Source organism: Thalassospira sp. SM2505, assembly GCF_054901115.1.
The window spans coordinates 162,671-175,803 of the sequence record NZ_CM142731.1 but is presented as its reverse complement, the minus strand read 5'-3'; the positions used below and the strand labels follow the sequence as shown (position 1 = coordinate 175,803).

The following is a 13,133-nucleotide window of genomic DNA, read 5'->3' as shown; positions in this document are numbered from 1 at the left end:
CTTTTACCAGGTTTCACCAAGTGTCACCAGGTGGAAAATAAGCTTGATTGCGCTATGTTTGTGAAATCATGGATATAGTTGACTCTAAAACACGCTCCAGAATGATGTCTGGCATCAGGAGCAGAAACACGAAACCAGAGGTTATGCTGAGAAAAGCACTGCACGCTGTGGGCTATCGCTACAGACTCAATATACGTCTGTTGCCGGGCTCACCGGACATAGTGCTGCCGAAGTGGCGAGTTGTGATTTTCGTGCACGGTTGCTTTTGGCATCGTCATCCGGACTGTAAGAAAGCGACGACACCGGCAACAAACACTGATTTCTGGACTAAGAAATTTGCGGCCAATACCAAGAGAGATAAAACAGCGATAGAGGAATTGCATAACTTGGGTTGGCGCACTGCAATTGTATGGGAGTGTGCTATTGGGACAAAGATTGATTTTGAGCTGATCGATGACTTAGCTAGCTTCATAAGCCAAACTGCTAAACAGCATGTCGAATTAGGTGCTCCTCAGAAAGGCTATACTCAACGCTAGCCTCAATGAGTATCTTGGAGCGTGATATCCGGTTCGATGCATAACAAGATTACACTACAAGTGAATTCGACACATAATCTTCGAAATTTGTAGCGTTTTTCTCAAATTGGATATGCTGTAAGTATTTGATTTTATGAATTTTATAAGGAATAGAGAGAATTCCAAGATTATGCTTCAAACCTTTTCAGCATAATGTGTCGCAAAGTTCGAGGTTTCGTTGGCAAACGGTGGTCTGAGTTTCTGGATTTATGCGTCAATTCACATCTTGTGTGAATTGACGCATAAAACTGGAACCATGGCTGTGAACTTTTGCAGCCATGGTTTTTTTTTGGGATATGGACTGATAACCTGGTCCGAAGAATCTCCCTCGAACTCCAAGTCGTCAAAAAAGGTCGCCATGAAGTGGCTTCCTGAATAGTATCTGCTCGTCAGGCGGGGTATTGCCCCGTCGGAAAATATAAAAACAAATACCAATTCGGGAGGCGCGGACAACAGGCCCAAAGGTCGTTGATCCGTGGAAAATAACGCAATGCGTTTGAGGCCAGCGATTTCGTTTCGCGCTGTGGTCCGACTGGTTGCCGGTATCGTGGCATTTGCGACATACGGTAAGGCGGATGCGTGTGAACTGAGCATTCTGACGTCCTATCCGTCGTCATTCTACAAGCCGTTTATTGACCTTTTTGTTCAGCAAACGGGCACAGAAGGCGTATGCGTTCAGAACAAGAACACTATTGGCCTGATCTCCCATGTACGCGAAAACCGCCGACCGGTTCCCGATATTGTCTGGGCCAGTTCACCTGTCGCGTTCGAGCTTCTTGACCAGCAAGATGCCTTGGCCAGATTCCCCGAAAAGGTATCAAAACCGATTGGGGGTGGTGGTATTCAACCAGATGCACCTGACGGATCACGGTTTGGTTTTGCACTTTCGACGATCGGAGTGATGTCTGGGGCGGATCAGCCGTTTGGAAGCACGGCAATTGAAATCGCCGATCTGGCGTCACCGGACTATTACGGTCTGCTGGGCATGAGTTCACCATCACGCAGCGGCACCACCCACCTTTTTGTCGAAAGCCTGTTGCAACAATATGGCTGGCAGGATGGATGGGCATTGCTGTCGCAAATTGGCGGGAACTTGGCCACGGTCACTGCGCGCAGTTTCGGGGTCCGCGATGGTGTTGCACGCAAACGGTTCCGATACGGGATCGGAATTGATTTTCTGGCCCAGTCTGAACCGCAAACAGGCGATGCCTTGTCATTTCAGTCCTTTTCTCCCGGCTGGTATTTTCCAGCCAGTGTGGCGGTGACAGGACTGGGGGCACAAAATGCGCGGTCCCTTGAATTTGTTGATTTCCTGCGTGGTGATGCTGCCCAGAGATTGCTGTTGCAACCCGAAATCCGGCGTATCCCGATTGATCCGAAATTGTGGCCGCAGGCGGGATTCTCACCGTCTGAAAACAATCCGGCACAGGGGCTTGACCTGAAACTGGCCGCACGGCGCATGGCGGTGGTCAATGCGCTTTATGATGACATGATCACGCATCGGTTGCTTGAGCTTCGGAAACTGTGGCAATCGTTGCGTCGGCTGGAAGCCACTCCGGTGATTGCCCAGTCTGATGCGACCAAACCATTGTTAAGTGCCGTACGCGACGCATTGGAAACTGTCCCTGTTGCGGCCTTTATGGCCAATGAACACAGTTTTGAACGGGTGTTCTCCGATGCCATTCCATCGGAAAACTCGGTCGTTGGCAGGCTTCGCGTGCAGGACAGCTGGTCAAACGATTTCAGTCAGCGTTTCAAATCGGCCCGTGAATTGATTGCGCGAATGGACTCGTTTCAAAGCCATCTTGATACGGGCGCAGTGAAATGAAGTGGCGTCCGAACAGTCTCAAATCCAAGCTGACCTTGTCGATTTTTGTCATCGCCAGTGTTTCTGTGATGGCAACCGTGATTTCCAACCTGACACTGGGCGGCGTCAGCCAGACAGTTGCTGATCTGGCATCGGAAAATCTTTCGGTTACCGCGACCAGTGCCCGCTTTGCCGAGATCGGTCAGGAAATCAGGGTTGATACCCCGCGTTTAGGCAGTGCCACGACCCAATATGGTCGACAAGAGGCCCTTAACAATCTGGAAGGCCATTTCAGGGACCTGAAACAGCTCAGCGACGAACTTGCAATCTATGCGCCGGAACTGACTGAAAAGCTGACGGGGTTGCTGGATGCCTTGATGAGCAATGTCGAAAAGCTTGATGCCAATGTCGCGGGCAAATTCACCATGCGCGACGATCTGGGCCGACAGGTGGCAAGGATCAACCGGCTGCATAGTGACTTCTTGCTTGAAGTCGATCCCTTGCTGATTGATGCCAATTTTAACGTGACATCGGCAATTGATCGCAGCTTTGCGACACCGGGACAGGAAATTCAGGCCGATGCAGTCATCAACGAAGTTCGTTTCACCGAGGCACTTGGTCGTTTGCACGCAGCGTGTAATCTGATTGTCGGTTTGATGTTGCGCGCGGTTGGCGAAGATGACTTCGGGGCGATTGAACAACTTCGGCTCCGGCTTCTGGAAAGCATTACAGAGGCCAACGAAAATCTTCCAGCTTTGCAGCAAAACAGCAGTTCCATCACCCTGCTTCAGATTTGGCGTGAAATTGCATCTTATGGGGATAGTCCGCGTGATCTGCTTGAATTGAAGCTGCGTGAAACGGCGTTGCGCCGTCAAAATACCCAGCTTCAGAATGAAAGTGCCATCTTGCTTGAGGCATTGGGCGGGCTTGTTGCCGATACGGTGCGCGAAAGCGGTCAGCGGACAGAAAGTGTATCGCTTCAGATCAAACAGGAAGTGCGAAACGGGCAGTTGTTCGGTGTCCTTGCCGGTGTTGCCACTGTGGTATTGTTGATCCTGTTTTCGGTGTTCTTTATCCGTGGGCAGTTGTTGCAGCGATTGATGCGTGTCTTGTCTTCCATGCAGATCATAGCCGACGGTAATTTTGCGCACCGGGTTCTGGTTGATGGCAAGGATGAGATCGGACAGCTTGCTGATGCGGTGCGATTGTTCCGTCACAAGTCCCAGGAACTTGAAACCCATGCCGAGGTGCTTCAGGAAACCAACAGTGAATTGCGCCACGAAATTGCCTTGCGCCATCAGGCCGAGCAGGATTTGCGCGAAACCCAGGCTGAGCTTTTGCAGGCAGCCAAACTTGCTGCGTTGGGGCAGTTATCTGCAAGTATCGCCCATGAATTCAATCAGCCACTCGCCGCCCTCAGTTCCTATAACCACAATGCCGAACTGTATCTGGAGCGTGGCGAAATCGAAAAATGCCGCGAAAAACTGGAAGATATCGACAGGCTGGTCAAACGTCTTTCAAAGACATCAAACCATCTGAAAAGCTTTGCCCGTCGACCGCAAGAAGCCGTCACACGCCATAGCGCGGTCGAGGTTTTGGAAAACGCATTGTCGTTGTTTGACGAGCGGGTGACACGGGGCAATATCAAACTTGTTCGTGATTATCCCGAAGGCCCGGTTCATGTGCTGACCGATCCGGCAAAGCTTGAACAGGTCTTGGTCAATCTGATCAGTAACGCGATTGATGCGGTGGAAAATCAGGAAACGCCGACCTTGCATCTGGTGATCAGTGAAACCGACCGTCGGGCGATCATTTCGGTGGTGGATAATGGCACCGGATTTGCACAGGAAGTCAGTGATAAACTGTTTGAACCCTTCTTTACGACCAAGCCACCGGGCAAGGGGCTGGGGCTTGGATTGTCGATTTCATTCAACATCATTCGTGACCTCGGTGGCCGCTTGCAGGTCTTGCCGGGGACCGGTGATCAGGGTGGGACGACCGCAACTGTGGAGCTGTTTAAAACGTGACCGATAACAGTGTAAAACCACCTGTCCTGCTGATTGACGACGAAGCTGAAATTCGCCGTGCCTGGGAAGAAACCCTGCATTTGAATGACTTCACTCCGCATTCGTTCGAAGACGGGGCGGCGGCAATTGCGACCCTGGATGCAGGTTGGCCGGGTGTGGTCCTGACAGATCTGCGAATGCCGGGTATGGACGGGTTTGGCGTGCTGGATGCGGTTAAACGCATTGATCCGAAAATCCCGGTTATTATCGTGACCGGGCATGGCGATATTCCAATGGCAACCAAGGCGGTCAAAGCCGGGGCCTATGATTTCATCGAAAAGCCCGCTGACCCTGACACTTTGCTTGCGGTTATGGCGCGTGCAGCCGAACTCCGCCGGCTGGTTCTGGAGAACCGCCGTCTGAGCAATAGCAGTCCGGACGGTTACAAGATCGAAAACCACATCATGGGCAACCACCCGAAAATCGAGCGTCTGCGCGCGCAAATTGCGGTCGTTGCCGGGGCGGATGTCAACACGGTGATCTATGGAGAAACCGGTACCGGTAAGGAGCTGGTTGCCCGCGCATTACATGAATTGGGACCGCGCAAGGATGGGCCGTTCATCGCGATCAATTGTGGTGCCCTGAACGAAAACCTGATTGCCAGCGAGTTGTTTGGTCATGAAACCGGGGCGTTTACCGGTGCTGATCGTCGCCGTATCGGCAAGCTCGAACAGGCCAGCGGCGGAACACTTTTCCTTGATGAAATTGAAAGCATGCCGCTTGGCCAGCAAACCCAGCTTTTGCGTGCCTTGCAAGGGCAGGTGATTGAACGGCTTGGCGGCAAATCCCAGATCAAGATTGATGTACGTGTGGTTGCTGCCGCCAAGGAAGACCTCGAACTGGCATCCGAGGAAACACGGTTCCGTGCTGATCTTTACTATCGGTTGGCGGTTGCATCCCTGACCATTCCGTCCTTGCGAGAACGTGGGGATGATATCGCACTTTTGTTTGTGCACTACGTGACCAAGGCCTGTCGCAAGCACGGTTTGACAATCCCGGAAATCAGCGAGATCAATCTTGACGAGCTACGTGGAAAGTCATGGCCAGGGAATGTGCGTGAACTGGTAAATGCAGCCGAACGCTATGCCTTGCAGCTCGAAAATGCCGGGATGGTATCCGATCCGCTAGATAGCGGGGTCATGTCATTGCCGGATCAGATTGATGCCTTTGAGAAAAAGGTCATTGTATCTGCCTTGCGGCGTTGTGGCGGACGGGTTCAGGAAACCGCTGATTATCTGTCGATCCCGCGCAAGAAACTGTACCTTCGGATGCAGTACCACACGATCGACAAACGCACATTTTCCAGCACCGAATAACGGGTCGTTTGTGACACGTGACTTTTTGAAAATGTGTCAATATTGACCCAAATAGTATTTTGGTATGCTGGGGGTTATTAAAATTTCCCATATTTTTCAGATATTTATAGCAACATGCGGAAAGTGCGTGTTCTGGCATAGGCGTTGCTCTTGTTTGGTTACCGACATTGTCGGTCAATGAACAACCAAATAGGGAGGAACCAGTGTCTAAAATGGTTCACAAGACTCTGCGCCACCTGGGGACAGGTGTTGCGATCGCGGCAATGCTTGCCACAGCGACGGCCCATGCCGCCGACGACAAGCTTGTCATTGTTACGTCGTTTCCGTCTGACCTGACCGACGTTTTCAAAAATGCCTTCATGAAGGAAAACCCGTCGATTTCCGTCGAGGTCGTCAATAAAAGCACCTCGTCAGGCGTGAAGTATCTGATTGAAACGGCACAGAACAACCAGTCCGATATCTTCTGGGCGTCGGCACCGGATGCTTTTGAGGTGCTGAAAGAAAACAGCCTTCTGGCGAAGTATGAATCATCTGTCGGCGGCGTTGCCAGCGAACTGAACGGTTACCCGATCAACGATCCGGATGGCTACTATTCCGGCTTTGCCCTGTCGGGTTATGGCTTCATGTGGAACGAACGTTACATGGACGCCTACAAACTTCCGGAGCCGACCGAATGGGAAGATCTGGCAAAACCGGTCTATAACGGTCATGTCGGTATTTCTGCGCCGTCGCGTTCCGGTACCACGCACCTGACGATTGAAACCATTCTTCAGGGCGAAGGGTGGGAAAAAGGATGGCAGACCATCCGCGATATTTCCGGTAATGCCAAAACCATCACCGAGCGCAGCTTTGGCGTGCCGGACGGCGTGAACAGCGGTTCATTCGGCATCGGTATCGTTATCGACTTCTTCGGTTTCTCGTCGATGGCATCGGGCTTCCCGGTTGATTTCCGTTATCCGAGCGTCACCGCACTTGTTCCGGCCAACATTGGTGTGATCAACAACGCCCCGAATAGCGAACCGGCCAAGAAATTCATCGACTTCCTGATGTCTGAAACCGGTCAGGGCCTGTTGTTCGATCCGAAAATCATGCGTCTTCCGGTCAATAAAAGCGTTTATGCAAACGCACCGAAGGGCCTGCCGAACCCGTTTGACGGCTCGATCAAGTCCGAAGTCAAATTTGACACCGCAGTTTCGCAGGGTCGCTATAACGTTGTGAACTCGCTGTTCGACGTGATGGTGACCTATCGTCTGGAAGACCTGCGTGCAGCAGTTGTTGCCATCCAGGAAGCCGAAGTTGCCCTGGCTGAAAACGGTTCTGCCAATGCCGAGGCAACCAAGCTGATCGCCGAAGCCAAGGCACTTCTTCATACGCTTCCGGTTGACGAAGCAAAGGCAAATGATCCTGAATTTGCTGCGATCTTCAAAACCAAGCGTAAGAAGCAGACAGACAAGGTCGAAGGCCGTCAGGCTGAGATCGAGCAGGAATGGGACAACCAGATTGTTCAGAACTATCAGAAAGCAGCCGAGCTCGCGAATACGGCTCGCTTCATGTTCTAGGCTGTACTGACCTCCCTGGTGTCATGTAGCGCCACCACGCAGCCGCTGGGGGTATGCGCGGGGCCTGCATGATGCTCACCCTCCCTGCCAGAGAATTTCATCACATTGACCTCTCTGGCAGGGGCCTAATTTCCCGACATTGGAGAATACTCATGTCCTCCGCCGCTATTGCGCGACCGGTGCGTTTTTCTTCGCTTGGTCCATACATGGTCGCTGGGATTGTGGTCCTGTTCCTTGGGGCATTCCTTCTGGTGCCGGTCCTGAAAGTTATTCAGGTGGCATTCCAGGACCCGTCCAGCGGTTCGTTCACGATGGTGAACTTCCAGGACTTCTTTAACAGTTCGCTTTTCCGCCAGTCCTTCTTCAACTCGGTCTATGTGTCGGGCATGTCTGTCGTGTTTGCGTCGGCATTTGCGTTGCCACTGGCCTATTTCACGACCCGGTTCAATTTTTCCGGTTCGGTCATTATCCAGACGCTGGCCTTTGTGCCACTCATCATGCCCCCCTTTATTGGTGCTGTGGCCATGCAGTTGCTGTTTGGATCGAATGGCAGTGTAAACCTTTTGATGCGCGACTGGTTCGGGTTCGACATTCCCTTCATGGAAGGTCTGAATGGGGTCATCTTTGTTCAGTCGATCCACTATTTCCCGTTCATCCTGATCAATCTGAGTGCCAGCCTTCAGAACATTGACCGTTCGATGGAAGAAGCAGGCCAGATGCTGGGTTCAAGCGGCTTCCGTCTGTTCCGCCGAATTGTCTTCCCGCTGGCCATGCCAGGCTATATCGCCGGTGCGTCGCTGGTGTTCGTCAAGGTTTTTGACGATCTGGGGACGCCGCTTTTGCTGAACGTCAACACCATGCTGGCCCCGCAGGCTTATCTGCGTATTTCGTCGATCGGTATCTCTGACCCGATGGGATATGTGATTTCCTGTATCCTGATCGTCTTCTCGGTCTTTGCGATGTGGGTGGCGTTCCTTGGCATGCGCGGCAAGGATTATTCGACCACGCAAAAAGGCGGTGGTGGCCTTTCCAAGCGCGATCTGCGCTCACATGAAGCCATCCTTTGCTATGTTGTGATTTTCTCGATCCTGGGGATCGTTCTGGCCCCGCATCTGGGCTTGTTGCTGCTGTCATTCGGCTCTGTCTGGTCCTTTAGTGTCCTGCCCGACAGCTTCACCACCAGCCACTATGGCACGGCATTTACCTCTGCCTGGACCTTTATCAAGAACACACTGATCTATGCCGGTCTTGCCGGGGTTATTGATATCGTTCTTGGAACGGCGATTGCCTATGTGGTGATGCGCACCAATGTGATTGGTCGTAAATGGCTTGATTACCTTGCGGTTTCGGCCCTTGCGGTTCCGGGCGTCGTGCTTGGTATCGGTTATCTGCGTGTGTTCTATGGCGTGAATATGCCATTCACCGATCAGCCAATGGCAACCTGGTGGGGGATTATTGTTATTGCCCTTGCTGTGCGCCGTTTGCCTTATGCGCTTCGTTCTTGCACCGCTGCCTTGCAGCAGGTTTCCCCGTCGCTTGAAGAAGCATCGGAAAACCTTGGTGCATCCAAGTTCCGTACAGTTCGACGCATTGTTGTACCGCTGATGGCAAGCGGCCTTGTCGCCGGTTTTGTCACCAGCTTCTCGACCGCAGCGGTGGAACTTTCCGCAACCATCATGCTTGTTTCGACTGAAAATGACGCACCGCTTGCCTATGGACTTTATCTGTTCATGCAGTCGGCTGCCGGGCGTGGTCCGGGTGCGGCACTGGGTGTCATGGCTGTGATCATTGTTGGTCTGGCGACCTATCTGTCACACCGCATGGTTGACCGTGCGCGTCAACAGCGCAGCAGCATGGAACAAGCCACAGGGGACGTCGCATGACCGTCACAAGCAATCCTTCCAATAATCGTCGCGCGGAGGCCGACACCATGACCACGATGCAAACCTCACCGGTTCAGATCGACATTGAAAATCTTTCCCTGTCATTCGGTAATACCGAAGTTCTCAAAGGGGTCAATCTTGCCATTCGTCCAGGCGAATTCTTTGCTTTTCTCGGGCCGTCGGGTTCGGGTAAATCCACGCTGTTGCGTGCCATTGCCGGATTTGGTCCGACCCCTAAAGGTCAGATCAAACTGGATGGTCAGGATATTGTCGGTTCCGTTCCCTGGCAGCGTAATGTCGGCATGGTGTTCCAAAGCTATGCACTTTGGCCGCATATGACGGTTGCCAAAAACGTTGCCTTTGGCCTTGAAGAACGCAAGGTCCCGGCATCCGAGATTGGCCCGAAAGTCCGTGCTGCGCTGGAACTGGTTGGCATGGGTGATTATGCCGAACGTTTCCCGTCACAGCTTTCGGGCGGGCAGCAGCAGCGCGTTGCACTTGCACGTACCATCGTGGTTGAGCCGCGCGTTCTGCTTCTTGACGAACCACTTTCAAATCTTGATGCCAACCTGCGTGTGCAGATGCGTCAGGATTTGCTCAAACTGCAACGTCGTCTTGGCATTACCACCATCTTCGTGACCCATGATCAGGAAGAAGCCAACACCATCTGTGACCGTATTGCGGTAATGGCAGATGGCGTGGTTCAGCAAATCGGTCGCCCCGATGAAGTTTATGACAATCCGGCCAACAGCTTTGTTGCAAAGTTCCTTGGCACGGCAAACATCCTCGAAGGCGAGGTCGTCCCGTCTGCGGATGGCAGGAGCTTCGATTGCGGTGCCGGCCTTCGCATTCCCGTCAGTGCAGACGAAGCAACCGGCAAGGCACGGTTGGTGGTGCGTCCCGAAAGTATCGAGTTTGGCAGCGACAGTACGAAAGACCCCCTGTCGGGCTCGGTTGTATCGGCCGAGTTCCTCGGCGGAATGGTACGTTATGCCGTTGATGTCAATGGACAGGAACTGTTGGTCGATGAACGCCACACGCGTGGCCAGAAGCGGATGGAAAAGGGGAAACAGGTTATCTTGAAGCTTGATCCTGCTCAGGCGGTTCTGATCCGCGACTGATTTCGAAAAGCCGGGGCACTGAACGTCATGATCGTTCAGTGCCCATTTTTCATGACCCGCTTCACGAAGATTAGAAAATGTCTGAAACCAAACTCCCGACCATTCTGCTTATCCGCCACGGTGAAACCCAGTGGAACATCGAAGGACGCTTGCAAGGTGGGCAGGATACCCCCTTGACCCTGAACGGTTTTCGCCAGATTTGCGCCGTTGCAGAGAACACGCGTGACATTTGGACAAAGTTGTCTGCAACCGGCACCGTCAGTTATATCTCCAGTCCGCTTGGTCGCGCCCGCCAGACAGCCTCGATCCTCGCTGATTCCTGGGGAATCCGGTATTCGGAATTCCAAAGTCATGATGCGATTGCGGAACGTAATTATGGTGCATGGGAAGGCATGACTTTGTCGGAAGTTTCCCGGACCCGTCCAGCAGAGTTTGGCGCCCACCAGCGCGATCTATGGGACTATGAGGTCCCCGGAGGAGAGAGCAAAAGTCAGCTTTGCGCAAGAATTGAGCGCTGGCTTGCCCGGCTCTCTACCGATCAACCACATGTGGTTGTTACCCACAGCGGGTGTTTTCGTTTGATTCGCGGGCTTTATGTTAGGGCTTCGAAGATGGAAATGGATGCATACCGTGAACCGCAAACAACGTCGTATTTGCTCAGTGACTCTAATGCTCGTGAATGCGTGATGCCGATAGAGTTGACCAAAAGATTCGACCTGAATTCCATAGCCCTGACCGTCCAGATTTAAAATCAGTATCTTTTCGGGTGGTTTTCGGATGCCAGAGGTTCGGCGTCTTGAACACCGTATATTCACATCATCGTTTGGGCCAAATAGCATGATTGATCGGTGCAGCAGGGAATATTGAGATGATCAAGTACTTCCAGCACCGACCTTTCCCGCGACCATTCTTTCAATCAGGCTGGTTTGTCTTTGCAGGCATTTGTGCAATTCGAACCGGTTTGTGATTGTCTTGCGCGCATTTTCGCGCAAATACGCAAGCTGTTCCTGATTCTCAAGGCAATCCGCCATTTTTTCGGCAAGGCTGTCGCTGTCCCAGAAATCGGTCAGAAGGCCGTTTTGCTGATCGCTGATAATGTCGTGACAGGGGCCGGTATCCGATGCGATGAGCAATGCCCCGCACGCCATGGCTTCAAGTGCGGACCATGACAGCACAAACGGATATGTCAGATAGATATGTGCGGCGCTGATCTGATAGACCCGTACAAGCTGGTCATGGCTGATCTGGCCCAGAAAATGGATGCGTGACGGATCAAGGCCGGTTTCTGCCATCATGACATCGCGCCATTTCTGCCCGTCGCGGCGCACCTGTCCGTAACTGACGCCATCGCCCCCGGCGACGACGAACTGTACCGACGGATCGCGTTTTGCAAGTCTGGCTGCGGCACGCATAAAGGTCGGGAACCCGCGATAGGGTTCAAGATCGCGCGCGACATAGGTAATCACCCTGTCCTTGGGCGTAAGAACCCGGCCATCTGGCAATGTGAAGCTGGCCTGTGCATTCGGACGGCATCGATGGATATCGATCCCGTCATGGCACACGCCGATCTTGTGGTGATAGGCAGTTGGAAAGGCCGATTTTTGCCAGTGTGTCGGGCTGATCGCCGCATCAAGGTGATCAAGAGAGGCAAGCTGGGCCAGGTTGCGCAGGCGTAATTGCGTGCGCTTTTGCAGGGGAACCTGATCATTCGGGTCAAACCCGACATCCCGGCCCTTGGCATGATAGTAATGTTCGCAATAACCGATCAGCGGTGTCGCCGGCAGCACATCGCGGGCAAACATCATGCTGCCCCATCCGATATGCCCGTAAACGATATCGGGCGGTCCTTCTTCGCGAACAAGCGCATCAAGGGTGGTCGCTGCCCTGAGACCGACTTCCTGATGATATTGTCCAAATGGTGTTGCCGGTGCCGGTGGCGTGACGCGTTGCCGGAGGATGCGGATGCCAGGCAGTCGAACATTCATTGCTTCGCACAGGAAGGAAACCTGCCATCCGGTATTGGCCAGATGGCAGGCAAGATGAACAAACTGTCCCGGTCCATGACGATGGACGAAGACTATTTTCATCGACGGTTTCGAACCTCGTTTACTTCAATCATGCCATTGATGGGCACACCGCCATATCGAAGTGTCTGGGTCCAGAACTCCTCAAGGCGTCGCAAGGTTCGCAGGGCTGTTTCCATTTCCTGCTGGTCTTCAAGATTGTTGGCCAGCGCGTCGTGATATTCTTCGTGAAATTCATGAAGGGCACGGCACAATTCACGACCCTTGGGGGCAAGCCTGATCCGTGCAGAACGTCTGTCACGTGCCATTACCTGCCGTTCAACATAGCCCGACTCAGCAAGCTGTTTGAGGTTATAGGAAGCGTTCGAACCCATGTAATGGCCGCGATCAAGAAGATCGCGAACAGAGAGTTCATCATCGCCAATTGTGAATAACAGCGCCACTTGTGCGGGGCTGATGTCATCTTTACCGAGTCGAATCAGATCAACCCGAAGCAAGTCTGCAAATCGTCGATAAATGCGCTCGACAGTATTTGCCAGTTCAAGATGAGTGACGGTCATGGTGTTCGATCCGTTATCTGGTCCCAAGCGAGATTTGATGCCAAAGCAATATGCCAAGGCACAATTTTCGTTTTGGGGAAGACAACAGGACGTTGTTCTTGAACGATTTTCCGCACGCCCTTACTTCCCACAGTTATGCTCGTATTAAAGAAGTAATTCTAAAGTGTTTTTATTTTTGAATTACTTCTGAGTTATTAGTTTTTACATTGTCCAACCATCAAC

At 52.5% G+C, this 13,133-nt stretch carries 10 protein-coding genes; 8 read left to right on the top strand and 2 right to left on the bottom strand.

Features of this window, described 5'->3' with window-relative positions:
* The first annotated feature begins 68 nt into the window (after positions 1-68).
* From ACTU44_RS00800 to ACTU44_RS00765, 8 genes are all read left to right on the top strand, one after another.
* Positions 69-536: a very short patch repair endonuclease gene (locus ACTU44_RS00800; RefSeq protein WP_462097425.1), complete on the top strand. Its 468-nt coding sequence runs from the start codon at positions 69-71 to the stop codon at positions 534-536.
* Positions 537-1,065: 529 nt separating this feature from the next.
* Positions 1,066-2,403, top strand: coding sequence for an ABC transporter substrate-binding protein (locus tag ACTU44_RS00795; protein ID WP_462096413.1), 1,338 nt, complete (start codon positions 1,066-1,068; stop codon positions 2,401-2,403).
* Positions 2,400-4,409 carry an ATP-binding protein gene (locus ACTU44_RS00790; RefSeq protein WP_114096207.1) on the top strand — a complete coding sequence of 670 codons (2,010 nt, stop codon included), beginning with the start codon at positions 2,400-2,402 and terminating at the stop codon, positions 4,407-4,409. The genes ACTU44_RS00795 and ACTU44_RS00790 overlap by 4 nt, the downstream gene beginning before the upstream one ends.
* Positions 4,406-5,764 (top strand): sigma-54-dependent transcriptional regulator, encoded by a 1,359-nt coding sequence (locus ACTU44_RS00785; RefSeq protein ID WP_462096412.1) that lies wholly within the window; start codon positions 4,406-4,408, stop codon positions 5,762-5,764. The genes ACTU44_RS00790 and ACTU44_RS00785 overlap by 4 nt, the downstream gene beginning before the upstream one ends.
* 212 nt (positions 5,765-5,976) lie before the next feature.
* On the top strand, positions 5,977-7,323 hold the full coding sequence (locus tag ACTU44_RS00780; RefSeq protein WP_114096205.1) for an extracellular solute-binding protein: 1,347 nt from the start codon (positions 5,977-5,979) through the stop codon (positions 7,321-7,323).
* A 152-nt stretch (positions 7,324-7,475) separates the two neighbouring features.
* Positions 7,476-9,206 carry an ABC transporter permease gene (locus ACTU44_RS00775; RefSeq protein WP_114096204.1) on the top strand — a complete coding sequence of 577 codons (1,731 nt, stop codon included), beginning with the start codon at positions 7,476-7,478 and terminating at the stop codon, positions 9,204-9,206.
* Positions 9,203-10,327 (top strand): ABC transporter ATP-binding protein, encoded by a 1,125-nt coding sequence (locus ACTU44_RS00770; RefSeq protein WP_220150259.1) that lies wholly within the window; start codon positions 9,203-9,205, stop codon positions 10,325-10,327. Before ACTU44_RS00775 ends, ACTU44_RS00770 begins: the two co-directional genes overlap by 4 nt.
* A gap of 77 nt (positions 10,328-10,404) precedes the next feature.
* Positions 10,405-11,076, top strand: coding sequence for a histidine phosphatase family protein (locus ACTU44_RS00765; protein ID WP_462096411.1), 672 nt, complete (start codon positions 10,405-10,407; stop codon positions 11,074-11,076).
* A 123-nt stretch (positions 11,077-11,199) separates the two neighbouring features.
* Here ACTU44_RS00765 and ACTU44_RS00760 read toward each other — a convergent pair whose 3' ends face one another.
* Together ACTU44_RS00760 and ACTU44_RS00755 are read right to left on the bottom strand one after the other, a co-directional pair.
* A complete protein-coding gene (locus ACTU44_RS00760; RefSeq protein WP_462096410.1) occupies positions 11,200-12,414 on the bottom strand; it encodes a glycosyltransferase in 1,215 nt (404 codons plus the stop codon).
* Positions 12,411-12,911 (bottom strand): MarR family winged helix-turn-helix transcriptional regulator, encoded by a 501-nt coding sequence (locus ACTU44_RS00755; protein WP_114096201.1) that lies wholly within the window; start codon positions 12,909-12,911, stop codon positions 12,411-12,413. Before ACTU44_RS00755 ends, ACTU44_RS00760 begins: the two co-directional genes overlap by 4 nt.
* Between the last annotated feature and the right edge of the window lie 222 nt (positions 12,912-13,133).